This is a genomic window from Nocardia sp. BSTN01 (genome assembly GCF_015354405.1).
GTDB lineage: Bacteria > Actinomycetota > Actinomycetes > Mycobacteriales > Mycobacteriaceae > Nocardia.
Window position 1 is genome coordinate 14,791 of record NZ_JADKYP010000050.1, and the last position, 23,857, is coordinate 38,647.

At 65.3% G+C, this 23,857-nt stretch carries 27 protein-coding genes and 1 pseudogene; 13 read left to right on the forward strand and 15 right to left on the reverse strand.

Translation table 11 applies throughout. The features are described from left to right. Nucleotides 1-9 precede the first annotated feature (9 nt). The 5 genes from IRT45_RS28505 (at nt 10) to xylB (ending at nt 6,436) form a co-directional block, all read left to right on the forward strand. Nucleotides 10-1,422, forward strand: a complete 1,413-nt coding sequence (locus IRT45_RS28505; RefSeq protein WP_194808929.1) for an L-fucose/L-arabinose isomerase family protein — start codon at nt 10-12, stop codon at nt 1,420-1,422. Next, nucleotides 1,422-2,903: an FGGY-family carbohydrate kinase gene (locus IRT45_RS28510; protein WP_194808930.1), complete on the forward strand. Its 1,482-nt coding sequence runs from the start codon at nt 1,422-1,424 to the stop codon at nt 2,901-2,903. The genes IRT45_RS28505 and IRT45_RS28510 overlap by 1 nt, the downstream gene beginning before the upstream one ends. Before the next feature lie 149 nt (nt 2,904-3,052). After that, the gene (locus tag IRT45_RS28515; RefSeq protein ID WP_194808931.1) at nt 3,053-4,060 is read left to right on the forward strand and encodes a glycoside hydrolase family 172 protein; all 1,008 of its coding nucleotides are present in this window, start codon (nt 3,053-3,055) and stop codon (nt 4,058-4,060) included. Then, the gene (locus tag IRT45_RS28520) at nt 4,061-5,041 is read left to right on the forward strand and encodes a zinc-dependent alcohol dehydrogenase family protein (protein WP_194808932.1); all 981 of its coding nucleotides are present in this window, start codon (nt 4,061-4,063) and stop codon (nt 5,039-5,041) included. Next, nucleotides 5,042-6,436 (forward strand): xylulokinase, encoded by a 1,395-nt coding sequence (xylB, locus tag IRT45_RS28525; protein ID WP_194808933.1) that lies wholly within the window; start codon nt 5,042-5,044, stop codon nt 6,434-6,436. It begins immediately after the preceding gene. A 211-nt stretch (nt 6,437-6,647) separates the two neighbouring features. On the opposite strand, the gene IRT45_RS28530 is transcribed toward xylB, so the two are convergent. Then, nucleotides 6,648-7,538: a phosphotransferase gene (locus IRT45_RS28530; protein ID WP_228535348.1), complete on the reverse strand. Its 891-nt coding sequence runs from the start codon at nt 7,536-7,538 to the stop codon at nt 6,648-6,650. Beyond that, entirely contained in the window at nt 7,535-8,761 is a 1,227-nt protein-coding gene (locus IRT45_RS28535; RefSeq protein ID WP_194808934.1) for an XRE family transcriptional regulator, read from the reverse strand. The genes IRT45_RS28530 and IRT45_RS28535 overlap by 4 nt, the downstream gene beginning before the upstream one ends. Nucleotides 8,762-9,011: 250 nt before the next feature. Between IRT45_RS28535 and IRT45_RS28540 the strand changes: the two genes are divergently transcribed. Next, on the forward strand, nt 9,012-9,344 hold the full coding sequence (locus IRT45_RS28540; protein WP_194808935.1) for a hypothetical protein: 333 nt from the start codon (nt 9,012-9,014) through the stop codon (nt 9,342-9,344). Then, on the forward strand, nt 9,341-10,006 hold the full coding sequence (locus IRT45_RS28545; protein WP_194808936.1) for a hypothetical protein: 666 nt from the start codon (nt 9,341-9,343) through the stop codon (nt 10,004-10,006). The genes IRT45_RS28540 and IRT45_RS28545 overlap by 4 nt, the downstream gene beginning before the upstream one ends. Nucleotides 10,007-10,922: 916 nt before the next feature. On the opposite strand, the gene IRT45_RS28550 is transcribed toward IRT45_RS28545, so the two are convergent. Beyond that, nucleotides 10,923-11,192: a hypothetical protein gene (locus IRT45_RS28550; RefSeq protein WP_194808937.1), complete on the reverse strand. Its 270-nt coding sequence runs from the start codon at nt 11,190-11,192 to the stop codon at nt 10,923-10,925. Between the two features lie 336 nt (nt 11,193-11,528). Next, on the reverse strand, nt 11,529-13,046 hold the full coding sequence (locus IRT45_RS28555; protein WP_194808938.1) for an MDR family MFS transporter: 1,518 nt from the start codon (nt 13,044-13,046) through the stop codon (nt 11,529-11,531). Between the two features lie 185 nt (nt 13,047-13,231). Between IRT45_RS28555 and IRT45_RS28560 the strand changes: the two genes are divergently transcribed. Then, complete coding sequence (locus IRT45_RS28560; protein WP_309241188.1) at nt 13,232-13,474, forward strand: winged helix-turn-helix transcriptional regulator; 243 nt, start codon at nt 13,232-13,234, stop codon at nt 13,472-13,474. Between the two features lie 39 nt (nt 13,475-13,513). On the opposite strand, the gene IRT45_RS28565 is transcribed toward IRT45_RS28560, so the two are convergent. After that, nucleotides 13,514-13,921: a hypothetical protein gene (locus IRT45_RS28565; RefSeq protein WP_194808939.1), complete on the reverse strand. Its 408-nt coding sequence runs from the start codon at nt 13,919-13,921 to the stop codon at nt 13,514-13,516. 225 nt (nt 13,922-14,146) lie between these two features. Here IRT45_RS28565 and arfB point away from each other — a divergent pair, with 225 nt between their 5' ends. Further along, nucleotides 14,147-14,575 (forward strand): alternative ribosome rescue aminoacyl-tRNA hydrolase ArfB, encoded by a 429-nt coding sequence (gene arfB / locus IRT45_RS28570; protein ID WP_194808940.1) that lies wholly within the window; start codon nt 14,147-14,149, stop codon nt 14,573-14,575. A gap of 182 nt (nt 14,576-14,757) precedes the next feature. Here arfB and dhaL read toward each other — a convergent pair whose 3' ends face one another. Both dhaL and IRT45_RS28580 read right to left on the reverse strand, forming a co-directional pair. After that, entirely contained in the window at nt 14,758-15,423 is a 666-nt protein-coding gene (gene dhaL, locus IRT45_RS28575; protein ID WP_228535350.1) for a dihydroxyacetone kinase subunit DhaL, read from the reverse strand. Then, nucleotides 15,420-16,424 carry a dihydroxyacetone kinase subunit DhaK gene (locus tag IRT45_RS28580; RefSeq protein ID WP_194808941.1) on the reverse strand — a complete coding sequence of 335 codons (1,005 nt, stop codon included), beginning with the start codon at nt 16,422-16,424 and terminating at the stop codon, nt 15,420-15,422. The genes dhaL and IRT45_RS28580 overlap by 4 nt, the downstream gene beginning before the upstream one ends. Nucleotides 16,425-16,577: 153 nt before the next feature. Between IRT45_RS28580 and IRT45_RS28585 the strand changes: the two genes are divergently transcribed. Next, a complete protein-coding gene (locus IRT45_RS28585) occupies nt 16,578-17,342 on the forward strand; it encodes a group II truncated hemoglobin (RefSeq protein WP_194808942.1) in 765 nt (254 codons plus the stop codon). A 424-nt stretch (nt 17,343-17,766) separates the two neighbouring features. Here IRT45_RS28585 and IRT45_RS28590 read toward each other — a convergent pair whose 3' ends face one another. After that, complete coding sequence (locus IRT45_RS28590) at nt 17,767-18,066, reverse strand: hypothetical protein (RefSeq protein ID WP_194808943.1); 300 nt, start codon at nt 18,064-18,066, stop codon at nt 17,767-17,769. Nucleotides 18,067-18,420: 354 nt separating this feature from the next. Here IRT45_RS28590 and IRT45_RS28595 point away from each other — a divergent pair, with 354 nt between their 5' ends. Beyond that, on the forward strand, nt 18,421-18,675 hold the full coding sequence (locus IRT45_RS28595) for a nickel-binding protein (protein ID WP_194808944.1): 255 nt from the start codon (nt 18,421-18,423) through the stop codon (nt 18,673-18,675). Between the two features lie 54 nt (nt 18,676-18,729). Continuing rightward, nucleotides 18,730-18,876 (forward strand): annotated as a pseudogene (locus IRT45_RS28600) (isoprenylcysteine carboxylmethyltransferase family protein); the annotation flags it as partial. A gap of 91 nt (nt 18,877-18,967) precedes the next feature. On the opposite strand, the gene IRT45_RS28605 reads toward IRT45_RS28600, so the two are convergent. Then, nucleotides 18,968-19,621 carry a hypothetical protein gene (locus IRT45_RS28605; RefSeq protein WP_194808945.1) on the reverse strand — a complete coding sequence of 218 codons (654 nt, stop codon included), beginning with the start codon at nt 19,619-19,621 and terminating at the stop codon, nt 18,968-18,970. Between the two features lie 19 nt (nt 19,622-19,640). Between IRT45_RS28605 and IRT45_RS28610 the strand changes: the two genes are divergently transcribed. Beyond that, nucleotides 19,641-19,811 carry a hypothetical protein gene (locus tag IRT45_RS28610; RefSeq protein ID WP_194808946.1) on the forward strand — a complete coding sequence of 57 codons (171 nt, stop codon included), beginning with the start codon at nt 19,641-19,643 and terminating at the stop codon, nt 19,809-19,811. Nucleotides 19,812-19,950: 139 nt separating this feature from the next. Here IRT45_RS28610 and IRT45_RS28615 read toward each other — a convergent pair whose 3' ends face one another. From IRT45_RS28615 to IRT45_RS28640, 6 genes are all read right to left on the reverse strand, one after another. Next, nucleotides 19,951-20,370, reverse strand: a complete 420-nt coding sequence (locus IRT45_RS28615; RefSeq protein WP_194808947.1) for a type II toxin-antitoxin system VapC family toxin — start codon at nt 20,368-20,370, stop codon at nt 19,951-19,953. Then, complete coding sequence (locus IRT45_RS28620; protein ID WP_194808948.1) at nt 20,363-20,617, reverse strand: type II toxin-antitoxin system Phd/YefM family antitoxin; 255 nt, start codon at nt 20,615-20,617, stop codon at nt 20,363-20,365. Before IRT45_RS28620 ends, IRT45_RS28615 begins: the two co-directional genes overlap by 8 nt. A 281-nt stretch (nt 20,618-20,898) precedes the next feature. Beyond that, nucleotides 20,899-21,078 (reverse strand): hypothetical protein, encoded by a 180-nt coding sequence (locus tag IRT45_RS28625; protein ID WP_063002072.1) that lies wholly within the window; start codon nt 21,076-21,078, stop codon nt 20,899-20,901. A gap of 100 nt (nt 21,079-21,178) precedes the next feature. Next, nucleotides 21,179-21,787: a maleylpyruvate isomerase family mycothiol-dependent enzyme gene (locus IRT45_RS28630; protein ID WP_228535369.1), complete on the reverse strand. Its 609-nt coding sequence runs from the start codon at nt 21,785-21,787 to the stop codon at nt 21,179-21,181. A 218-nt stretch (nt 21,788-22,005) separates the two neighbouring features. Then, nucleotides 22,006-22,806: a carbohydrate ABC transporter permease gene (locus tag IRT45_RS28635; protein ID WP_194808965.1), complete on the reverse strand. Its 801-nt coding sequence runs from the start codon at nt 22,804-22,806 to the stop codon at nt 22,006-22,008. A gap of 51 nt (nt 22,807-22,857) precedes the next feature. After that, on the reverse strand, nt 22,858-23,775 hold the full coding sequence (locus IRT45_RS28640; protein ID WP_194808950.1) for a carbohydrate ABC transporter permease: 918 nt from the start codon (nt 23,773-23,775) through the stop codon (nt 22,858-22,860). Nucleotides 23,776-23,857: the final 82 nt, after the last annotated feature.

The following is a 23,857-nucleotide window of genomic DNA, read 5'->3' on the forward strand; positions in this document are numbered from 1 at the left end:
GGATCCGGCGTGGCACGTATCGGTGTGATCAGCATTTCCGACGGACGCGACTATGTGCACGACGGCATAGCCGAGTTCATCCGTACCAACGAAGACCGGCTCGTCGCCGAATTGACCTCCGCCGGACACGAGGTGATTCGCGGCTCGGCGCCGGTCAGCACCAACACCCTCGCCGTCTCGGTGGCCCGCGAAGTCGCCTCGGCCGGAGTCGATCTCACGGTGCTGCACTACGCGGTATGGGCGTTCCCGCACTTCACCATGCTCGTCCAGGGAGCCACGCCGGGAGCGCTGCTGTTGCTGTCCAATATCGATCCGGTTCAGCCCGGAATGGTCGGGATGCTGGCGGCCGGGGGAGCACTGGATCAGATCGGCCGGACGCACACTCGGCTGTGGGGCGACCCGGCCGACCCGGACCTGATCGCGAAGATCGGTGTGCAGGCTTGCGCCGCCTCGGCGGTGTCGAGCCTGCGCGGCTCGACGTTCGGCAGGTTCGGCGGCCGGCCGATGGGGATGAACACCGCCGTCGCGAATACCGATCAGTGGCAACGCATTTTCGGCGTCGATGTCGAGGAGATCGACCAGTGGGAGATCGTGCGCCGCGCCGAACTCGCCGACGCCGCCGAGGTTTCCAAAGCCAGGGTTTGGCTGGAGGAAACCACCGCCGGCGTGCACTACGACGGCGACAAACTCACTCCCGAGCTGCTGGAGCGCCAGATCCGCTCCTACCTGGCGGTGCGCGAGCTGATCGACGAATGGAATATCGACTTCTCCGGCATCAAGGGTCAGCCCGAACTCACCCAGTACTTCGCCACGATGGACGTCACCGAGGCGTTCCTCAACGACCCGTACGACTGGAACGGTCCGAAACCCACCCATGTGTGCGCCACCGAGGCCGACATGGACGGCGCGCTGACCATGCAACTGCTCAAACAGATCTCGGGTACACCGGTGCTGTTCGCCGACGTCCGCCACTATCACGCCGACCGCGACATCTGGGATTTGTGCAACTCCGGCCAGCACGCCACCTGGTTCGCCGCCCGCAGTGACGATCCGGCGGAAAACCTGTCCCGGGTGCATCTGTTTCCCGAAGTGTTCTTCTTCCCCGCCGGTGGCGCGTCCGTCCATCATCTCGCCGCACCGGGGCAGATGACGCTGGGCCGGCTCACCCGCAACGACGGAAACTATCGCATGCAATTGATGCTCGGCGATTTCGAGAGCTACGACGAAGCCACCAACGACGAACTGATGCGCCAGTCGACCCGCGAATGGCCGCACGCCTTCGCGCGGCTGGACGCTCGCGCCGAGGATTTCCTGTCCCGGTTCGGTGCCAACCACATCCACGCCGTGCCCGGCGACCATCGGGCGACCGTGCGGGCCGCCTGCGATCTGCTGGGCGTCACCGTGGACGAATTCACGCGCTGATGTTCATCGGAATCGACATCGGCACGTCCGGTTCCAAGGGCGTGCTCACCGACGCCGACGGCACAATCCTCGCGCGGGCCGAGCGTCCGCACGAGGTGACGACGCCGCGACCGGGCTGGGTCGAGCACGACGCGGAATCCGTGTGGTGGGCGGACTTCGTCGCCATCGCCCGCGAACTGGTCGATGCCGCCGCGGGAGCGCGGCTGGACGGGCTCGGCATCAGCGGTATCGGCCCGTGCCTGCTGCCCGCCGACGCGCAGGGAATTCCGTTGCGCCCGGCGATCCTGTACGGCGTCGACACCAGGGCGGGAATCGAAATCGCCGAGCTGACAGACGAATTGGGCGCGGCGGCGGTACTCGAACGCGCCGGGTCTCCGCTGACCAGCCAGGCCGTCGGGCCGAAACTGCGGTGGCTGGCGCGACATGAGCCGCAGGTGTACGAGCGCACCCACATGCTGCTCATGGCGAGTTCCTTTCTCGTGCACCGGCTGACCGGGCGATACGTACTCGACCACCAGTCGGCGAGCCAGTGCGTGCCCATGTACGACCTGCGCAAACGAGAATGGGCTCATGACTGGGCGGAACACTGCGCTCCGGGCCTGGCGCTACCCGAACTCGCTTGGCCCACCGAGATAGCGGGCAGGGTGAGCGCGGAAGGGGCTGCGGCGACCGGTCTTCCGGAGGGGCTGCCGGTCACCACCGGCACCGTCGACGCCTGGGCCGAGGCCGCCAGCGTCGGCGTACGCGCTCCCGGTGATGCGATGGTCATGTACGGCACCACGATGTTCCTGGTCCAGATCCTCACCGAGCCGCGCCCACATCCCGGCCTGTGGGGCACCTGCGGCGCATGGCCCGAAACCTATTCTCTCGCAGCGGGAATGGCGACATCGGGCGCGGTCACCGATTGGCTGCGCCGCCTGGTCGGCGGAGATTTCGGTGACCTGGTCACCGACGCCGGCAAGGTTCCGGCGGGCAGCCGCGGGCTGCTGATGCTGCCCTATTTCGCCGGCGAACGAACACCGCTGTTCGATCCCGACGCGCGCGGCATGGTCGCCGGCCTCACCACGAGCCACGGCCGCGGTGAGCTGTATCGCGCCGCGCTGGAAGGAACCGCCTACGGGGTGCGACACAACCTGGAGGCCATGTCCGACGCCGGTGGCCGAGCCCGACGGCTGGTCGCGGTCGGCGGTGGCACCAAAGGCGGTCTGTGGACCCAGATCGTGTCCGACGTGACCGGTCTGCCGCAGGAGCTGCCGGCAGAGACTGTCGGGGCCTGCCTCGGTGATGCCCTGCTGGCCGCGGAAGCCGCTGGTGTCGACACGTCCCGGTGGAACCCGGTGACGTCGGTTATCGAGCCGGACTCGGAACGGCAAGCGATCTACGACCAGTACTACCGACGCTATCGCGAACTCTACGAATCGACTGCGGATATCGCGCATTTTCTCGCCGCGGAACAACATCGGACGGCGGACCATGGCTGAACCCTGGCGTTTCGACAGCGCGCGTACCCGCTCGATCAGCGCCGCGAAACAGTGTCCGTCGGGGCGAAGAGTGGTCGAACTCTGCCGTCTCGAAAGGTCGTGCAGTCGACCGGTCAGCACCGCCGTACGCCATCGGACGGGGGCCGACATTGTCTGAACTCTGGCGACTCGATCGGGCGCGCACCCGTTCGATCAGCCCCGAGAATCCGACCGGCGAGCCGGGCGCGGGCGCACGGGCGGAAACCGGCACGGGCGCGGGTGCGGCACGTGATCTCGGTGTCGGCTGGAAGGTTTCGCCGTCGATCGATCTGGCCGCCGGGTCCACCGCGACGCTGGCCGACGTGTCCGGACCGGGAGTGATCCGGCACTTCTGGCTGACCACCGACCGCACCGTGCTGCGCCGGTTGATCCTGAACTTCACCTGGGACGATGACTCGCAGCCGTCGATCGACGTGCCGCTGGGCGACTTCTTCTGCAACGGCTGGGAGGAACTGGCACTGGTGAGTTCGGAAATGGTGGTGGTCGCACCCGCCGGTGGCCTGAACAGCTACTGGCCCATGCCTTTTCGTGAGTGCGCCCGCGTCACCCTACATAACCCGACCGAGCGCTCGGTGCCGGTCTACTACCAACTCACCTACGACGAGACCGAGGTAGGCGAGGACGCCGGCTACTTGCATTGCCAACGCCGGCAAAGTAATCCGCTCGGAACACCGGCAGTCCACACCATTGTCGATGATGTTCGAGGCCGCGGACGCTATGTCGGCACCTATTTGGCGATCGCACCGAATGCGCCCGGTTGGTGGGGCGAGGGCGAAATCAAGTTCCATCTCGACGGGGACGACGAGTTTCCGACGATCTGCGGCACCGGCACCGAGGACTATTTCGGCGGCGCCTGGAACTTCGACCTCGACGGCGCCTACCGCGACTATTCCAGCCCGTACCTCGGCCTGCACCAAGTACTTCCGCACGACGAGATCTACACATCACAACAACGATTCGGCATGTATCGCTGGCATGTCCGCGACCCGATCCGCTTTCACGAGGAGTTGCGAGTCACGCTGCAAGCGCTGGGCTGGCAGGACGGCGGGCGGTATCTGCCGTTGGCCGACGCCGATGTCGCCACCACCGCATGGTGGTACCAGGAAAGGGGACTGTAGATGCGCGCGTTGGTGATCGAAAAGCCCGGCGAGTACTCGGTACAGACAATTCCCGACCCGGCCCCGGGACCGGGCGAGGTCGTTGTCGAGGTTGCCGCGGTAGGGATCTGCGGCACCGATATCCACATCGTCGAAGGCGAATTTCCGCCCACGCCGTATCCGATCGTCCCCGGTCACGAGTTCTGCGGCCAGATCGTCGAGGGCCCGAGGTCCGGCGAGAAGGTAGCCGTGGACCCGTCGCTGTTCTGCGGCGCCTGCCACTACTGCCGCATCGGTCGCGGCAACCTCTGCGAACGGTGGGGTGCGATCGGCGACACGGTGAACGGTGCGATGGCCGAATACGTCGCTGTGCCGGAGGCGAACTGCTTCACGTTGCCCGACGAGCTGCCCGCCTCGCACGGCGCGCTCGTCGAGCCGCTGTCGTGTGCCGTACACGGATTCGACGGGCTACCAAGGACGCTGGGCTCGCACTACCTGATCTACGGCGCCGGCACGATGGGCCTGATGATGCTGCAACTCGCGGTCGCCGCGGGCGCGGCCTCGATCTCGGTGGTCGACCTCAATACCGACCGCCTGCAGGTCGCCCGCACCCTCGGTGCGGACGCGGTCGCCACGAACGCCGACGAGTTCGACCGCCCGCACGGCTGGGAAGTCGTCATCGACTGCACCGGCGCGATCCCGGCGATCGAAGACGGCCTCACCCGAGTCCGCCGCGGCGGCACCTACCAGCAGTTCGGTGTCGCCCCCGGCGACGCCACGGCCTCCTTCTCACCCTTCCGCATCTACAACGACGAAATCACCGTCGTCGGTTCGATGGCAGTGGTCCACAGCTTCGGCCGCGCCGTCGACCTCATGTGCAAGGGCGCGATAGACGCGCAAACAATGGTCACCCACACGTTTGCCCTCGACCAGTTCTCGGAAGCGCTACAGGCATTCCGTGACGGCATCGGCCGCAAGATCCAGATCGCTCCGCGCGGATAAATGGCGACCGTCGCCGGAGTGGACAGCTCCACTCAATCCTGCAAGGTCGTCGTCTGCGACGCGGACACCGGTGAGGTGTTGGCTCGCGGCCGTGCCCCGCACCCCGAGGGTACCGAGGTCCCTCCCGAAGCATGGTGGACCGCATTACAGCAGGCGGGGGAGGGGTTGCTCGACAAGGTCGACGCGATATCGATCGCCGGCCAGCAGCACGGTCTGGTAGCACTCGACGACTCGAACCGGCCTGTGCGAGATGCCTTGCTGTGGAACGACGTCCGCTCGGCCGAGGCAGCCGACGACCTTGTTGTGGAACTGGGCGGACCGCAGGCGTGGCTGGACGCCGTCGGCAGCGTCCCGGTCGCCGCGTTCACCGTGGCGAAACTGCGCTGGATGGCCGACCACGAGCCCGATCTCGCCGACCGAGTCACCGGAGTGATGCTGCCGCACGACTTCCTCACCTGGCGGTTGCGCGGCGGTGGCGACGCGGAACCCACCACCGATCGCAGCGATGCTTCGGGGACCGGGTATTGGTCCGCGGCGCAGGGACAGTACCGAGAAGACTTGCTAGCTCTTGCCTTTCGAGGCCGCCGCCCGCAGTTCCCCAAGGTACTGGCTCCGTCCGAGAGTGCCGGACGGACCGCATCGGGCGCACTCGCCGCCGCAGGCGCGGGAGACAACGCGGCAGCGGCACTCGGCCTCGGGATCGGCGACGGCGACGTGGTGATCTCCCTGGGCACCAGCGGCACCGCATTCGCACGCACCTCACAGCTGCACACCGACCCGTTCGTCAACGGATTCGCAGACGCTACAGGACAATTCCTGCCGCTGGTGTGCACACTCAACGCCGCCCGGGTACTCGAGGCAACAGCCACCGCCCTCGGAATCCCGCTCGCCGAACTCGATGCGCTGGCCCGCCAGGCCCCACCAGGCGCCGACGGCCTCGTCCTACTGCCATACCTGTCCGGCGAACGCACCCCGAACCTCCCACACGCGACGGGCAGCCTGCACGGATTGCGTTTGGAGACAATGCGTCCCGCCCACCTGGCTCGCGCCGCCGTCGAAGGAATGCTCTGCAATATGGCCGACGCTCTCGACCGCCTCCGTGCGGCCGGCGCGACACCCCGGCGCGTGCTGCTGATCGGCGGCGCTTCACGTTCGGCGTTCGTCGCCCAAATCGCCGCACAGATCTTCGGGGCCGCTGTCACCGTTCCGGAGCCGGAGGAGTACGTCGCTTTGGGCGCGGCGCGACAGGCCGCGTGGGCGTTGCGCGGTGGTGCTGAACCGCCGCAGTGGACTGCTACCGGGACTGTCGAGATTGCGGCACCTGGCGACAGTGCTCTGGGGACGCGGATCCGTCAGGCCTATCGGCGGGCGCGAGAATCGTTGTACGGCAGCTGAACCCGTATCACTGTCCGGCGACTCGCACACCGTGATGTCCTAATCGCCAACCGGGGCAGCGTCTGACCGCGAATCCCTACACCGCCGACCCGCTGATTCGTTCATCACCGAGACAGTGAACTACCCAACATCGACAATAGGGCCGGTGCGCCATCACCAGTAGATGGAGATACGTTCGGATTTCCGGGATCGTTCAGCGGCCGCTGGTTGATCAGAATGCCTGCCATGTCCAGGGTTTGTCGATGCGGCCGCGTAGGCAAGCAATGCGATGGGCGGCTTCGGTTTCGGCCCCCGGGTTCCGGGTGCTGAGAGTTATCGCGAAGGCAGTCCAACGGAGTTCTTGGATGTCGGCGAATATACGAAAATCTGGGGTCGCAGTCATATCTGTTCCGCCGTAGGCCGTTACAAAGGATTGGTAGTCGGCAGTGGTGAGGCGGTTGAAGTCGCTGTGGTCGACCGCGAGTTGGATCAGATCCCATTCGGGGCGCCCTGTGGAGATTTTGTCCAGGTCGAGGAATGTAGGTGGCCCGTCGGGGGGCACGACGAGGTTGCCTTGCCACGCGTCCCCATGGATCACGCAGTGGCGGCGAGGAGCCGGCAAACGCTGGTAGCGGCTTCGTAGTTGTTGTTCATGCTGAGTGAGCCATCCGCGATCTCCATCGTCGAGAGTTGTTGCAAACTCGATCGTTTCGAGCAGTCCACTGAATGGATCGTATTCCGGCAAGGTGAAAGTGGTTGGAGCGGCGACGGAGTGCAGGCGCTGTAGAGCCTCGCCGAGTTCTGCCGGGGTGGCCGGTCGGTGGTCCGGGATGAGCTGCCACCAGGTGACCGGGCGGTCGTCGACGACTATCGGCTGGTCCAGTGAGGAGGCCGCCTCGACCGTGTCGATACCGGATTCGTTGAGCCATCGAGAGACCCATAATTCTCGCCTAGCGGCATCCATGCTGCCCGGCTTGCCAATTCGAGCGATGATTCCGCAGCGCAATTTGTAGATTGCATGGGCGCCTGTGCGGATTGGTACCGCCCCAGTTGCGTCGGCCCCGGCTACTGCGGCTGCCTGGGTCAAGATTTCTTCTACTGAAGTCGACCCTGGTGAATTCATGACTTCACCTGATGGTTCCCGGTGGAGGCGATGACGTTGGTGAGTTCGGCGACTTCGGTGATCCGGCGGTACGGCGCGGCCGCGTCGGCCAGGGTTGTGAGCTCGTCTCGGATCCGTTGTGAATCGAACTGGGCGGCTTCGGTGGCCGCTCGCATGCCGAGAGCTGCTGCCTCGCGCGGTTCGCCGATCGTCATGGTCAAAGTGGCGAGCCGGGTGAGTGAGAAGGTTCGGGATCGCGGATAGTCCGGGCCCTGCAACTCGATGGCCTTACGGATCCGAGGGGCGGCCAGATCAATTCGTTTACGATGCACGGCGACGGGCAGTAGGGCCTTGCCGGTACTGCCGAGATGTTCGGCTTCGTCGTAGTAGCACATCCAGGGCCTGTCGTATTCGGGCGCTCGGGCAGCAAAGTGTTCGTCCGCGCGCGAGACCTCGGCCAGTGCTTCGTCCGTGCGGCCGAGCGTCGACAGAAATTGGGCGCGCATGCTGCACAGCATGGCACGGGTGGTGTGCGCGAGACGGTCGGACCGGACCTGCGCCAGTTCGATGAGCGACAAGGCTCCGTCGGCGTTGCCGATGTATGCCGCCTTGCGGGCCATATCGGCCAAGGTCGCTGCTCGGAGTTCCCACGACCCCGCTGCGTCCGCGCACCACAGGGCGAAGCGGAACTGCCGCTCGGCGGCGGTGTAATCGGCGATGTCGAATGCGGAGTATGCGCCGATACCGGCTAGGTTGCCGATCGCCTCGAGCAGAGCTTGGCGGGTCGCCGGGGCTGCAGCCCCCTGGAGAAGAGGAGTGAGGGCGCGTAGGTGCCGGGTGGTGGTATCGGATGCAGGGCCGCCCCCATGAACGTTGTCCAAAGATGCCGCGTTGCGGGCGATCTCTCGAATCTTCTCGACGTCGGACCGTCCCACGCGCACCGAAGTTGTCGGCACGGGCAGGTAATCGTCCGGAATGGTGTCCGGATCGAATGGGCTGATCAGATTGACCGCGAGAACATCGCGTTGGGCGCCCGCCTGGATTCGCTGCCTGTTGGCGACGAAGCCGAGCTCTGCGACGGTGGCGCCGAGTATTGCGGAGAGCGCGGTGCGGTACTCCTTACCAGGCCAGCGCACCACGCCGCGTTCGTAGCGCGCGATCGTGTGGGCATCGATCTCGCGGCGTATTCCTTGGGTGCGCCACAGGAAGGAGTTGACCGCCTCAGCCAATTCCCGACGGCTCATCGAACGTCCTGGGACAGACGGTGAGGCAGTGGCTTCCCGGCGCTGCTGCAGTTTGAGATTCGGGCTCGGCATACGGCCACCCCCCTTCGGTCGACTGATTCAAGACAACCACTGCGATGTCGATCGCGGAACCGCTCGCCGCAATCTGCCCGGCAATCTGCCCTCTGGGAATCCTCGCTCGCGGTCGAGGCTGGATGAGTCCATCGAGCCGATTCGCAGACCGGACTACCCGGTTGGAGGGGAAGGGAAAATGTACGGCTATCTCTGGTTGGACGTGGCCGTTGAGCGCGTCGGCGAGTGCGACCGGCGGATCCGATCACTCGCTGCCCCCGAGGACTACGACCTGGGCATGGTTTTCCACGAACGTCGCTGTGGAAGAGCGGCATTGGACGCTCTGACCGCCGAGGTGCGGCGCGCTGAATGCCGCAATGTTGCCGTGCCGTCTGTTGAGCATCCGACGGCACCTGCTGCGCTCGAGGAAGCAGTCGAGGCGAGGCTGCGGTGCTCGGCCGGTGCGGAGGTGCTCCTCGCCGCGGCTGCGGCGAGGGGCGACGAGGATGGTCGAATTGGGGACAGGGCATGAACGCCGACACACGGAATGTGCGGCGCCCCATCGCAATCGGCCTGCTTCGCGCCGAGGTATCGGGAATGCGAGCGCCGGAGCACGCTGAGCAGATCCGTCGCCATGCCGAGCGCATGGGCTACGTCTACGCCTATACGGTGGAGCCACCAGCAGGTGACGCCGATCCGGTCGGGTACGCGCTCGGTCTCGCCGCAGGCCTGGGTGTCGACGCGATGATCGTCTTCGACCTGGAAACGGTTGGGCACACCCCGAGCCGGGTGTGCGAACTGTTCGATCTGGAGACGGTCTGTCCTTCGGTGACATGGGCCGCAACGGTGCCGAGCCCGGACGACGCCGCTCATGCGCACCCGGAGCAGCCGCTCACGGTGGTCTCGGCTCAGCGAATCATGCAGCAGCACTTGAAGTGCCACGCGGTTTCGTGCGCCCGGAAATCGAGCGCGTACAGCTTTCTCGTGCGCGAGGGCAAGATCATCCCGCCCGTCGATAGCCCGCGCGAGCGCGCCGCTGCCCGCGGCATAGCCTTTCGGCCGCGATCCGACAGCGACGCCCCGCTACCGGAGGGCGTGAACTTGGAAACGCTACTCGAAATTCTCGCCGGCCTGGCCGATTACTCCACGGGGGGAAGAAGTAGGGGACTCGATGAGCTTCGTCGATCCCACTGAAGCTCAACATGAATCGCCGCTGCCGGACGAACCGGATATCGGTCTCTGCGTCCTGATCACGGTCCCTAGTGAGCATGAACTGAGGTTCATTGCGTGCGTATCGGCCGCGATGCGATTCGTCATGCAATGCTCCGCTGATTACCCGGCCGTGAGCGTGACCTTCGAAGTGCCGGCCCAGGATTGGCGCCGACTGCCGTGTGAGCGGCTGCGGGCTCGTCCATGATCGGCGGCCGAATCTCTCTCGCGGCCACCGCCATTCTCAGAAAGATACGGATCAAATTGCACGGTGGGGGAACCGTCCTGGTCGTCACCGCGTCATAACAGCGAGCAACGCAGACGCCTGGGGGGTCACATTGTGGAGCACTCGTTTCACGCCCCTGCGTTGTTGGGGAGGCAATATGTCTATAAAAAGAGCTGTCGCAGCAGTAGTTCTCCTGCTGGTGGGTTTGTCCGTGGGGGTGGCTGTACCGGCATCGGCGCAGCCGATTCCCGCATCTCATCAGTTCACACCCAATGACCCGTCGTGGGTCCGGGAGAACAATGTCGCGCGGTTCACGGGTCAGGTGGCCTATTCGAGCATGACGTTTGCCTGGTCCCTCCGACTATGTCCTTCGGTTCAGGCGATCGTCTTGGGGCCGATGACTTGTTGGACCACGATCAGCGGAGTTTCGGGATATTCCGACAATCATGCGGATATCCCGGCGGACTACCTGCTGCATTCGAGTGTGACGATCCGGGGAGGGATGAATTACAGCCTTCGCAGTCGGTGTGACTTCAAGGTGATGACGGATACTGGGCCCACGCCCTCGAATGTTGTGACGGCGATCGATTTCAGTGCCTGATTGCCAGTGGCTACGGATTAGGGGCTCTGCTCGCACCATGGTTCGAGCAGAGCCCCTGCTTATCGTGGCGAGGTTCAGGGCCAAGTAACTTTGACGGCACGAAGATCGTGTGAATCCTGTTGAGCTGCCTCATATTCCACTTCAACCGAGTCATCGAGGGCAACGTCACCGAAATTCTTGTGCTCTCCCAGCGAGTCGAGGCCGAACCAGACATGCGAGCCGTCTTCGGTCTCGATTATTCCGGTGGCGCGCTTCTCGTTCCAGCGCCAGACTTTCCCCTTGGCGCGCTGTACCTCTCGCTCGTTTTCCACGCGCTCGACTATACCTACGGCGGCGTCGATCATGTGCTCCTGCGACGGGCGCTCGCGGATCATGTCAGACCGGGCGAGCAGTAGTTGCTGACGAGGCTATTCAGGTAAACCTCGCAGCGTCTACGCAGTGCGATCGGTAGGCATGGATGGAGGACGACTTGGCGTCCGTGGGACGCCACATTGTCACCCTGCGGTAGTCGATCATGTGATCGGGCAACTCCATGGCTGTAACCAATTGCAGTAACGGTCACCGACGCCGCCTGGAAGACCCCTATCCACTACGTCGACCGCGAATGACGCTGAGGCGCGGGGGACTGCCTGAGCAGACGGAAGGTCTGTGGCACCGGTGACTTTCGCGATCGGACTCGATCAGATGCCCGGCGCTACAGGTGTCTCCTCCGGCTCCCGCGCAGCATGTCGGGGCAGGAACATAGCCGGGACGATGATCACCGCGGTGAGCCCGAACGCCACCCAGAACGCGAAGCCGAAGGAGTCGGCGAGCAACGGTCCGACCACTGGCATGAGTTGGGGCGGGACGGAGCTGATCTGACCGGAACCGCCGCTGCCGGAAGGGATTCCGTGCTCGGTCAGCTGGCGGGAGAGGTGCTGCGTCAGCGCCGTCACCAGCAAGGCGCTGCCGAGCGACGCGCCGACCTGCTGAATGGCCGAGAGCGTGGGTGCCGCGCGTGTCACGGCGTCCTTGCCCAGTTCCGTGTAGGCAGCCGAGATGGTCGGCATCATCACCGCACCGAGGCCCATACCGCGCACGAACAGGGCCACACAGAGCCAGACGTAGGAGGTGTCGGTGCCCACGTGCGTGTACGGGAGGGTGCCGATGAGGCCGAGCACGACGCCGACGGGTACGACGTAGCCGGCGCCGATGCGGTCGGTGAGCCGGCCACCGATCACCACCGCCACGATCGCGCCCAACCCCTGGGGTGCGAGCAGCAGGCCGGCGTCGAGCGGGCCATGTCCGCGCACGGTCTGGTAGTACAGCGGGAGCAGCAGCATGCCGCCGAACAATCCGATGGCGACGAGGAATACCGCGATGGTTCCGCTGGCGAAGAGGCGGTTGGTGAGCAGGCGGACGTCGACGATCGAGTCGGCTCCCTTGCGGAGGCTGTGCCAGGTGTAGAGGGCCAGGCCCGCGACGCCGCCGATGAGCCAGCCGAGCACGCCCCACTCGGTGAATCCGCCGTGTGAACTGGCCTCGGAAAGGCCGTAGAGAAGGCACACGAGGCTACCGGAGAGCAGGATCAGCCCCAGCAGGTCGAGCCGGCCGTGCTCGGGCAGGGTGTCACCGTGCGGGAGCTTCCAGGCCGCGAGCGTGAGGGCGAGGGCGCCGACGGGGACGTTGACGAGGAAGATCCAGTGCCAGCTCGTGTACTGGACCAGCAGGCCGCCGATCACCGGACCGAATACCGGTCCCAGCAGCATGGGGACACCGAGGATGGCCATCGCCCGCCCGAGGCGTTGCGGGCCCGCGGCCCGGGTGATGATCGCCTGCCCGGCGGGCAACAGCATCCCGCCGCCGAGTCCCTGCAGGATGCGGAAGGCGATGAGGCTGTCGATCGACCAGGCGGCCGCGCACAGAGCCGAGCCCGCCACGAACAGACTCACCGCGGTGAGCCAGACCGGTCTGGGCCCGAAACGATCCATCGCCCACCCGGTCACCGGGATGACCAGCGCCACCGCCAGCAGATAACCGGTCACCACCCACTGGGTGGTGGACAGGGTCGCGCCGAGTTCGGTGCTCAAGGAGTTCAGGGCGACGTTCACGATGGTGGTGTCGAGAACCACCATGATCATGCCGGACACGACGACGAGTCCTGTGACGATGACGCTGCGGTCGAGCTTGCCCGACTGCTGCGCGGTGGTGGATGCCATATCAGCTCCCTCGTTGAAGGTGCCAGGACTCGACCGGGCGACAACACCCTGCGACTACCCGTCGTGAGGCCGATCATCGCGACGCTGTCATTCCCCAGCGTGTCACGGACATTGCCGCCGAGGGCGAGATCGGACGAGTCAGGCGCGGCTGACGGAGGCTCGCTGTTCGAACTGCTCGAGCGCCGGTGGGTACTGCGGGTGATCTGGGAACTCGATCAGGCCCGGGCCCGCTCACCTTCGGTGAGCTGCGCACCGCATGCGGCGACGTCTCCTCGAGCGTGCTGACCCGGCGGCTGGCCGAACTCACCGAGGCGCGCCTCGTCGAGTGCGAGGAGGGGTACCGGCTGACTCGCGCAGGGCACACACTCGTCGAGCGGCTCGCGCCTCTGACGCGCTGGGCGGCGGAGTGGCACAACGATAGTGGATGAGTCGCCGCCCGGCGGCCGAGAGCGCAGGAACCCGCGGCGTCAGGTGTGATCGTGGCCGGAGCGGCGTTCGTGGTCGATTTCGGCGTCGCGTTCGCGGTCGCGCTCATGGTCGGATTGGGCATTCACATTCCATGAGATCGGGTGTGCGCCGGGGCCGCAATCCTGACTCAACCGGATTGTCGATTCGGGGCGGATCCGTACCTCCTGGACGAGTGGGCGGAGGTCGCTGCACATGACGAAGATTCCGGCGGTCGCCGGGCCCACATCGGTATTCGTACATTCGATGTCGACGCGGCTGTCGACCGGAACCGATGAGCAGAACGCTTCGCGGGGCCGCGACGCCTGAGCAGATCCCGCGCCGACGGTCGTCGATACCGTCACGACCGCGAGACCGGATATCACCGCGCCCACGATCGATCGCCGGGCAGTTCTCTTGGGGATGGACACCGAACTTCTCACTTTCACTGCACGACAGAACAATTCCCGAAATCGTAGGCACGCCGGAGCATATTTCCCAATGGAAGGAATTCTCGACACAGTTGACTGCCTCGGACGGCATGCTGGTCACACATCGATGAGGTCGTCGCTATCGTGAACGACAAGTTTGCTGTTCAGCCGTAACGACCGACGTGGCTCAATCGTTTCGGGGATGGAAAGGCGCGGTGTCGGATCATGGCTGAGGACCTGACCGTGACTGGGACGCTGGTGATACCCGCGGCCGAGTTGCGCGAGCGGTTCTCGCGATCGTCCGGTCCAGGAGGGCAGCACGTCAACACCACCGACAGCCGGGTAGAGCTGTCTTTCGACCTCGCCGGCTCGCCCTCGGTGCCGGAGTGGCTGCGCACCCGGATGCTCGACCGCCTGGCCACCCGCCTGGTCGACGGGGTGCTTACAGTCGCCGCATCCGAGGAACGGGCGCAGTTGCAGAACCGCGCTACCGCCCGCGAACGCCTGGCCTCGTTACTGCGTGACGCCGCTGCCGCCCCGCCACCGGTTCGCCGCGCCACCAAGCCGTCGCGCGGCGCCAAGGAACGCCGCATCGCCGCGAAGAAGCGGCGCGGCATCACCAAACGCAACCGCCGAATCTCCCCGGACGACTAGCGCCGCTTCCGAAAAGGCTGGTGCCGCATCTCTGGGCCAGCTGAGCACCGCCGGCGTGCGGACCGGGATGTGCTGGTCTCCGGACCGGGCCGTGACGGTGAACTAATGGTGCAAACCTCGCCGTTATTTGCGGTTTCCCGAATTCTCGCTCAGCTTTGCACGAAAAGTTCAATGCATCCGCGTCATTCATCGTTCGATGTCGAGCCGGATACCGATTCGAGCAGACGCGCGCGCTCCCTGTCGGATACCTCCGTTCCGGATACCGGCTCCGCGAGCACGCACAGCAGCAGCGCCACGCCTACCGCACCCGGGTCCGGGTGGCCGACGGCGCGTTCGCCGAGGTAACTGGCGCGACCGCGACGTGCCCGCAGGGCCGCGGTGGACAGCGCTCCATCCACTGCGGCGCTCACCATCGCGGCGACATCGCGGCCACCGAGAGCCTCGACGGCCGGAGCGAGCGCATCGACCATGGTGCGGTCGCCGACTTCCGCCTCGCCGACGCGCTGGATGGCGGCCAGACCATCGCTGATGCCGAACCTGAAGGCGTCGATATAGGAATCCGACCGTGCCGCCCGGGTGCCGAGTGATTGGAACAGCAGGCCGAACAGGGGGCCGCTCGTGCCGCCGACCTCGTCGAGGAAGACCGCTCGCAACGTATCCCACGGTGCGGGGCAGTCCGGTGCGGCAAGGCGGTCGGCGACCTCGGAGAGACCCTCGCGCAGATTGACGCCGAAATCTCCGTCACCGGTGATCTCGTCCAACTTCGTCAGCGTGGGCTCGGCCGCGAAGAACACCTCCCGCAGTCGGGGGACGGTGCTGTCGAGCGTGGTCATCGCCGCGCTGGTCATCGTGCGGCCTCCTTCCATGCGGGTGCGCCGGTCGGGGCGTGCCAGAGATCGAGCCAGCCGTCGGCGAGTTGGGTGAGGGTGATCGAGAAGCCGCTCATATTCAGTGCGGCAACGAATGTGCCGACCTGGACCGCCGCGATGTCGCGGCCCTGGTCGGTGAGTGCGCGCGCCGCGAGTTCGAGGACTGTGCAGAGCTCGAGTTCCGTCGTCGCGCCGAGTCCATTGATCAACAGCAACAACGGTTTTCGATCATCCCCGGGCAGCGATGTGAGGATATCGGTGAGCATCCGGTCGACAAGTTCGGCGAGTGGTGGCCTGGTGATCGAGGTCGAGGCGCGTTCGCCGTGAATTCCCACCCCGTATTCGAGCTGATCGGGTTCGAGTTCGAAGGCCCGCGCCCCGGTATTCGGTGACGTGAGCGCCTCGGTCGCCACCGCGATACTGCGACTGTGCTCGGCCACCTCGCGGCCGAGCGCGGCCAGCGAGGTGAGGGTGTCACCGCGGTCCGCGGCGGCGCCGAGGATCTTTTCGACGACGATCGTCGCGGCTGTCCCACGCCGTCCCGTCGCCGTCTCGTCGGATTCGGTGGCCACGTCGTCGTCGACGAGTACCCGCTCGACCTCGATACCATCGGCGGCGAGTCGTTCTGCGGCGATGCCGAAATTGATCTTGTCTCCGGTGTAGTTCTTGACGATGTGCAGCACCCCACCGTCACGAGCGACGGCCTTGCTCGCCTCGTAGACCTGGCGATTGTGCGGTGAGGCGAAGATCTTCCCCGGTACGGCAGCGTCGAGCATCCCCATGCCGACGAATCCGACATGCATCGGCTCGTGACCGGAACCGCCGCCGGAGACGAGGGCGACCCGTCGTGTCGGCGCACCGCGATCGTGGTGCACGAACAGTGGGTCGGTAGTCAGCCGGACCCACGGGTGTCGGCGCACGAAACCTCGCAGTGACACCTCGGGGCCCTGGCCTGGTTCGAGCAAGAACAGTGCCGGCACGGATATCCTCCTCGTCGATCGACTGCGTGCTGTCCAGTATCACGGAGCCGGGACGCTGCCCCAGGGTGGATTCCCGATCGTGCTGGGTCGCAAGTCTTTCCGCTTCGCGGAGAGCGGAATCTGCGACGATGTTCGCCGATTACAGTGGCGCCCATGACAATCGAATATGTCCGATACCGGATTGCCGAGCACGACGCGGCCGAATTCGAGGCCGCCTACGGTCGTGCCGCACGGTCGCTGGCGGCGTCCCCGCACTGTGTCGACTACGAGTTGTCACGGTGCGTCGACGAACCCGAGTGCTACGTCCTGCGCATCTCCTGGACCTCTGCCGAGGACCATCTGCGGGGCTTCCGCGGCGGTAAGCATTTCGCGGCATTCTTCGCCGAGATCGGACCGTATGTGCAGCGTATCGAGGAGATGCGCCATTACGAACGCACCGCTGTCCGAGGTTCCGGATCCTCGGTGCCGAGTATGTACGACTGGCTCGGTGGTATCGAGGCGCTGGAGCGGCTCACGAAGGTCTTCTACACCCACGTACTGGCCGACGACCTGATCGGGCCGTTGTTCGCCGGGATGGATCCGGGCCATCCGCACTATGTGGGCATGTGGCTCGCCGAGGTATTCGGTGGCCCCTCCCGCTACACCGACGAGCGCGGCGGTTACGACCACATGCTGGCGCACCATCTGGGCAAAGCCATCTCCGAGCCGCAGCGTCGGCGCTGGGTGTCGCTGCTGCTGGATGCCGCCGATGAGGCCGGCCTGCCCGGCGATCCGGAGTTCCGGGCCGCGTTCGTCGGCTACATCGAATGGGGCACCCGCATCGCGCTGGGCAACTCACAGCTCGACGCCGACCCGCCGCGGCATCTCCCGGTACCTCATTGGGGCTGGGGTGTCGCCCCGCCGTACACCCCCGCCTGATCGAGACCCGTACCGAACGAGGCGGGCGTCGCGCCGCCCGAACCGGACCGCGTGATGCAACAGATCTGGGCGAGCGCGGCCTATTGCAGCGTTCCGTCGTCGGCGCGGTTGAATGCCTGTACGGTGCCACTCGCCGCCGGTCGGCTCCGTATGGTCGAGTCCCGATCTACGAGAACAATCTCTTCGTGTGGCCGCTTCGGCGAGGCCGATTACCCCCCTGGCATATCAGTCGGCACCGGTACGCACAGTGGAAGGTGAGAAATTCTCGAAGATGATCGTGGGGAGCACATTGCCCCCCGGAGACCGATGGGAGCGAATTCGGCGAATTCATGGCAATGGTTCCTCATCAAGCGCCGACGGTGCGACGCGAAACGAAGATCGGACTGCGGTCGCCGAGAGCGGAATCGGTCTCTGGCGGAACGGATCAGGAGGCCGACTTGGGCTGGGACAGGTCCCTGATACCGGTGATCGCGGTGATGATGTTGTCGATAGTGGAGGTGCCGCCGTCGAGGGCCGAGCTACCGGAGTCGAGCATGGCCGAGCCCGACGATGATCCCGCGGAACCGGAGGATGAGCCGCTGTCGGCCGATCCCGTGCTCAGCTGCGCGGGGGCGGTAGTGCCCGAGTCGGCGGAGGGGGCGGCCGCGGAGGCCATCGCGGCCGGGCCGAGGAACAGGGCTGCGGCGGAGAGGGTGGCGGCGGCGAGGACCTTGCGAGAAACCATGTACGGGGATTTCCTTTCACAGATGGATAACGACGCCATCACGGCGCGTAACCCAATATATGAAGGAGAAATCTGTGAGGCCACTTTCGTTACTGTGTTAATGGTCACGGTTAACAACTGGCGAACTATGCATTTTGCCGAGGTGACACGATGTGATCTTGTATTTCTCTTGATAATTGAATGATCGGACGTCCAGCTTGGCGTCGGTGTCTCGAATCGTGTACTCGCCCTGGTAGACGGGGGCTCGTCCGGCGTAATCTACGCATAGGTGCGGGGCCGGCCGATCGAGAATATTTCGCCCGCCGTAACTCACCTGGTCCGCTCGAACATCGCCCCCTCGAACAAGGACTCGTGATGGTTCTCTTCATCGACGTGCACGAACATCTGCCCGAAGGCACGACGGCGCAGGACGTGGCCGCCGCCCACGCCGCCGACCTGGCGATCCAGGGAGATTACGGCGTGACCTACCAGCGCTACTGGGTCGACGAATCGAGCCACACGGCGTTCTGCCTGGTCGATGCCCCAGACGCGGACACCGCGATCAGCGTGCACCGCGAGGCGCACGGCCTCGTCCCCGACAGGATCTACCCGGTGGTCGAGGGCACCTGATAAGCCGCTCGAAACCTTCGCCACCTGCGCGCACAGCGCGATGCCCGCCCGGATTTGATCGCCTTCTGGGCGGCTCCGACGACGAGCGCCGGTCGACTGCTGTTCGTGGCCGTCACCACCGGCTACATCCTCATCGCCATCCGCTTCGAGGAACACGGCCTCGTCGGCGTCTTCGGTGATCGCTACCGCAACTACCGGTGACAGGTCCCGATGCTCGTCCCGCATCCGCATCGGAGCCGCGTGCATCCGGTCGATCTGTGACGCGGCCCGCCTGCGGACATATCTCCGTGCGTCAGCGCCCGAACACGTTCACCGCGATTTCCCCGCCGAGGTGATAGTCGGACGACAAATGCAAGTTGTCGCCGCTCCAAAATCTGCCCGGGTCGTACCAGTTCGGACGCTTCTCCGGCAGCAATCCCATCGCCTGGTAGGTCATGGCGACGATCTCCGCGCAGTAGGCGTTCTCCAGACCCGCTTCGGTTTCATCGGTTTTCGAACGCTTCGGCAGCGGTATGCGGCCCCGGAACCACCGGCCCGCCAGCGCGCTGGTCGAGGGGAAGGGCATGCCGTCCAGCCGCGCGACCGTCCGCAGCGCCGCGTCCTCCATCTCGCGTGTCACCGGGCGATCCAGCTGACGCAGCCACGCTTGCTGCCCGTACTCGTTGGTCCAGCGCAGCACCGCGGCTTGGAGGTCGTGCAGCTGGGCGCCGCGATGGTGGTTGCCCGACCAGACATCCGGCAGCGCGCGTCCGAGTTCGGCATGCCAGATCAGGGCCGGCAGGTCATCGACGACCACCGCCATACCGACGTGGTTGACCGGGCTGTTGGTCAGCCCCCGGATCGCGCGGTCGGCGCCGGAATGTCCACGGAACAGCCACAAGTCGCCCGTCCGCGTGAGTTCGACCGCTTCATCCAAACCGATACTCGAGGGCGCTTCGCGTGGCACGACGACTAGCCTAAGCCGTATGCGGTGGTGGAAAGTACTCGGCTTGGCAGGAGCCGCGGGTGTCGCGGCGACCGGAGCGGTAATCGTGCGGTCCGAGCGTAAACGCCGCGCCTATACGCCGGATCAGGTTCGGGACCGGCTGCACGCCCGCCTCGGCGAGCAGTCCGAGCCCATCGGCGAGGAGCGCTGATCCGGGACGGGAAGCGTTGGCCCACAACAGCTTCGGTGAGTTTTGGTGACTGCTGCCGGTGCGGTGCGCACTCACATGCGGCCATCATCCGGACGAATTCGGCCGTCGGTCGAACCGCTGATGCCCACACAGCCGCTTTTCAGACGGCGACCACGGTCAGCAATGCCTCGAGCCCCTTGAAATCGTCCGGGTTGCGGGTGAACAGGGGGAGATCGTTCGCCGAAGCGATAGCCGCGATCATCAGGTCCATTCGGCGTGGCTTCGGGTTGCGTCTCGCTGCGACAACCAGTTTCGACATGGACGTGAACCGCCGGGCGGCGGTGGAGCAGAACGGCAGTGCGTCGAAAATGTGCTCGAATTCCAGCAGGCGTTCGGTGCGAATCGCCAACTCCTCCGCGGTCGCCGCCATGGCTGTGCCCAGTCCGAGTTCGGCGAGTGTGACTGTGCTGATTCGAAGCTCGATGGGTAGTGCGGCCTCATCGATCAGCGGCAGGTCGATGCACACGCAGGTATCCAGCAGTCCGGCCTGATGGCGAAAGCTGTCGTCCGGCTCAGTCATCGAGCCGGTCTTCGCCGAATTCGGCGTCTACTTGCGCTCGTTCCGTTGCGCTGTCGGCGTAGGCGGCGAATCGAGCGAATCGTTGCTTGGCCACGGCCGCTGTGACGGTCCGGTGTGTGGTGACAGGCCGGAGTTCGCCCACGGGCCGGCCGTTGCGGGTGATGACGAAATCGTCCCCGGCCTCCAATGCGTCCATGATCCCGGCACTACCGTTGCGCAGTTCGGCTTGGGTAATGGTCCTGGTCATGGCTTTACTATAGCAACGGATGCTATGTGATGCTATATCCAGACTTCTCTGGCCCGCGCAGTTCCGCCGAGCAGTTGGATGATGCCATCGAAGGCGTGATCTGGATCTCGGACCGAGGACATCGCCAATTTCGCACGAGGAAAGCGCGGATGGTCGAACTTTGGAGCTCTTCGTCGGTTTGCGGGTCATACCGGCTCCACCGACCCATGGCGCCGCCCGCCCGCTACGTCAAGGAAACCCGCGGGCCCGTACTTATCCGAAGGGAAGACCCGGAGTGTTCGTCAGTAGTTTCCGCCGGGCGGATATTCGGAGAAGAACTGCTGTAACAGCGGAGTGGCGGCGTCGAGCCCCCACCGTACGACGCCGAGTATGGCATTGCCCGTATTGATGACCACGAATCCGATGACATCGCGATTCTGTTCGGCGAGTTGCTGGAGTGGCTCGATGATATTCGTGAACATGATGTGTCCTTCGCATCCGGGCGGATGGATACGTTCAAGGCTGCCACAACGGTCGATCGGTGACCATCCCTCATCGCTGAAGGCCGCGACGGCACCGCGCTCACGGCACCGCCCGTTCGCGCAGGGCCGGCACGCCAGGCCCGGTCAGATCATCGAGGTACGCGGTGCGACCGGCCATGGCCATGGTCAACGCGATCGTCGTTCCGGTGACCAGAGGACCGGTTCCGGCGGTGAACGGGCCGTCGGTCGCTTCGAGGCGGAGCCCCTCGACCATGCTCCGGCTGGGAACCGCGAAGTTGCGGCTCGCGTAGAACTTCGCGACTTCGGCGGCGGCCTCGACGGATGGTTCGCGCAGTATCCCCAGCGGACGTCGGATGTCCTGAGCGTGGACGATCACCTCCCCGAGCCATGCCGCGGTGTGTCCGGATGCGGCAGTGGTGCTGGTGACGATTCTCCGGAACCGCTCCAAAGTCTCGGCTGTGGTGCTGCCGCGATGCTCGGCCAGCCGCCGAGTGTTGTGTTCGTCGAAGTCGAAGCGGGCCCCGACGACACTGACCAGCCAGCGCAACCGCCCGGTGCTCGCGGCCGCGGTCAGGTGTGCGACGACCTCCTCGACCGTCCAGCGACCGCACAGCGATTGCCGGGCCCACTGGTGATCGTCGAGCTCGGCGAGATCGTCCGCCAGAGCCGCACGTTCGACATGGGCCATGGCCCAGAGGGCGTCGCGAGAAATGACATCCGACACCGGAAACCTCCATTCGAGCCCAGCCGGGCACGTCGATGACGTAGCTGCACAGGCCAGGGCACTGCCACAGCACATTCGTCGGTCCACAGTGCAGACGGCGACGGTCCCGCGAATTAACCGGTCGCCCGGGAACGCGCTCAGCGCGGGGCATGGAACCAGTGATTCCGGCAGCCGACCCCGCCTCACCGACCACCCATCCCGGACATCGCGATCCCGCGAACGAACGACTTCTGCGCGAACGCGTAGATCACCAGCATCGGCGCCACCATCAGGATGGAGGTCGCCATGAGGATCGGCCAGTTGGTTTCGTACTGGCCCTGCAGACGCACCAAACCTAGTGTCAGCGTGGAGATCTCGTCGCGCTGGATCATCACCAAGGGCCACAGGAAATCGTTCCAGACCGTCACCCAGGTGAGTACCGCGAGCACCATCACCGCCGGTCGGGCGTGTGGCAGCAGCACCCGCCAGTAGGTCTGCCAGACCGAGCAACCGTCGAGGATGGCCGCCTCCTCCAATTCGGCCGGCAGAGTGATGAAGAACTGGCGCATCAGGTAGGTGCCGAACGCACTGCCGAACAGACCCGGCACGATCATGGCCAAGGGACTGTCCACCCAGCCGAAGGTGCGCATGAGGATGAACTGGGGGATGACCGTGACGGTCGTCGGCACCATGAGGGTGGCGAGGTAGGCGACGAACAGGACGTCGCGACCCTTGAACGGCAAGCGAGCGAAGGCATATCCGGCCAGCGAACAGAAGAACACCTGGCCCGCCGTCACGCAGCCCGCGTAGAGGACGGTGTTGAAGAAGATCCGGCCGAACGGCATCAGGTCGAAGATGTCGCGGTAGTTCGCCCATGCAGGGTGGGCCGGGACGATGCTGGTGTCGGAGATGTTGCCCTGTTTCTTCAGCGAACTCGACAATGCCCACAGCAGCGGGAACAGTGCGCACCACGCCATCACGACGAGCGCCAGGTACAGCAGCATGCCGCGCCCGGTACGGCGGACAACGGCACGATTCGCGGTCGCTGTCGCCACCTAGGCCTCGCTCTCGTAGGCATTGCCGCGGGTGAGTCGCAATTGCAGCAGCGTCAGCACCAGCAGGATCGCGAAGATCACCCAGGCGAGTGCGCAGGCATAACCGATGTCGTCGAAGGAGAAGGCGTTCTGGTACAGCATGATTCCGAGCACGTAGGTGCCGGTTTCGGGACCGCCCTTGCCGCCCGTGAGGACGTAGGCCTGATCGAACACCTGGAACGAGTTGATGAACGTGATGACGAAGGAGAACACCAGCGCGGGCCGGATCAGCGGCACGGTGATCGAGCCGAACCTGCGCAGCGCTGCGGCGCCGTCGATGCGGGCGGCCTCGTAGACGTCGGCCGGGATGCCCTGCATGGCGGCGAGCAGGACGATGGTGGCGAAGGGGACGCTTTTCCACACACTGACCAGGCACAGCGAGAACATCGACCAACGGGGGTCGGTGAGCCACGGGACCGGTCCGATGCCGATCCAGCCGAGGGCCGTGTTGAGCACGCCGTAATCGGTGCTGAAGGTGAGCCGCCACACCACCGCCATCGCCACGGTCGAGGCAACCAGCGGCATGAACATGATGCTGCGAAAGATGCCGATACCCTTCAGTTTCCGGTTCAAGGCCGCCGCGACGACGAGACCGATGACGATCGTCGGGATCAGCGTGCCGGCGGTGAAGATCACCGTATTGCGCAGGGCCACCCAGAACAGCGGGTCGTGCGCGAAGAGCCGGCGGAAATTGTTGAAGCCGATGAACGTCGGCGAACTGAACAGATCCCATCGGTGCAGGCTCAAATACAGCGTGAACACCAACGGGAACGCCATGAACACCGCCACCGCGATCAGGTTGGGCGCGATGAACATTCGGCCGGCGGCAGCCTTACGCCGGCGCAGCGCGGAACGTCGTGGTCTGCCGAGTGTCGTCATAGCGGCACCCGGTCGACACAGCGAGCCGCTGCGCGATTGTCGCTCACTGTGCCCGGTGATATGCGGGACACCCGCACCCGGT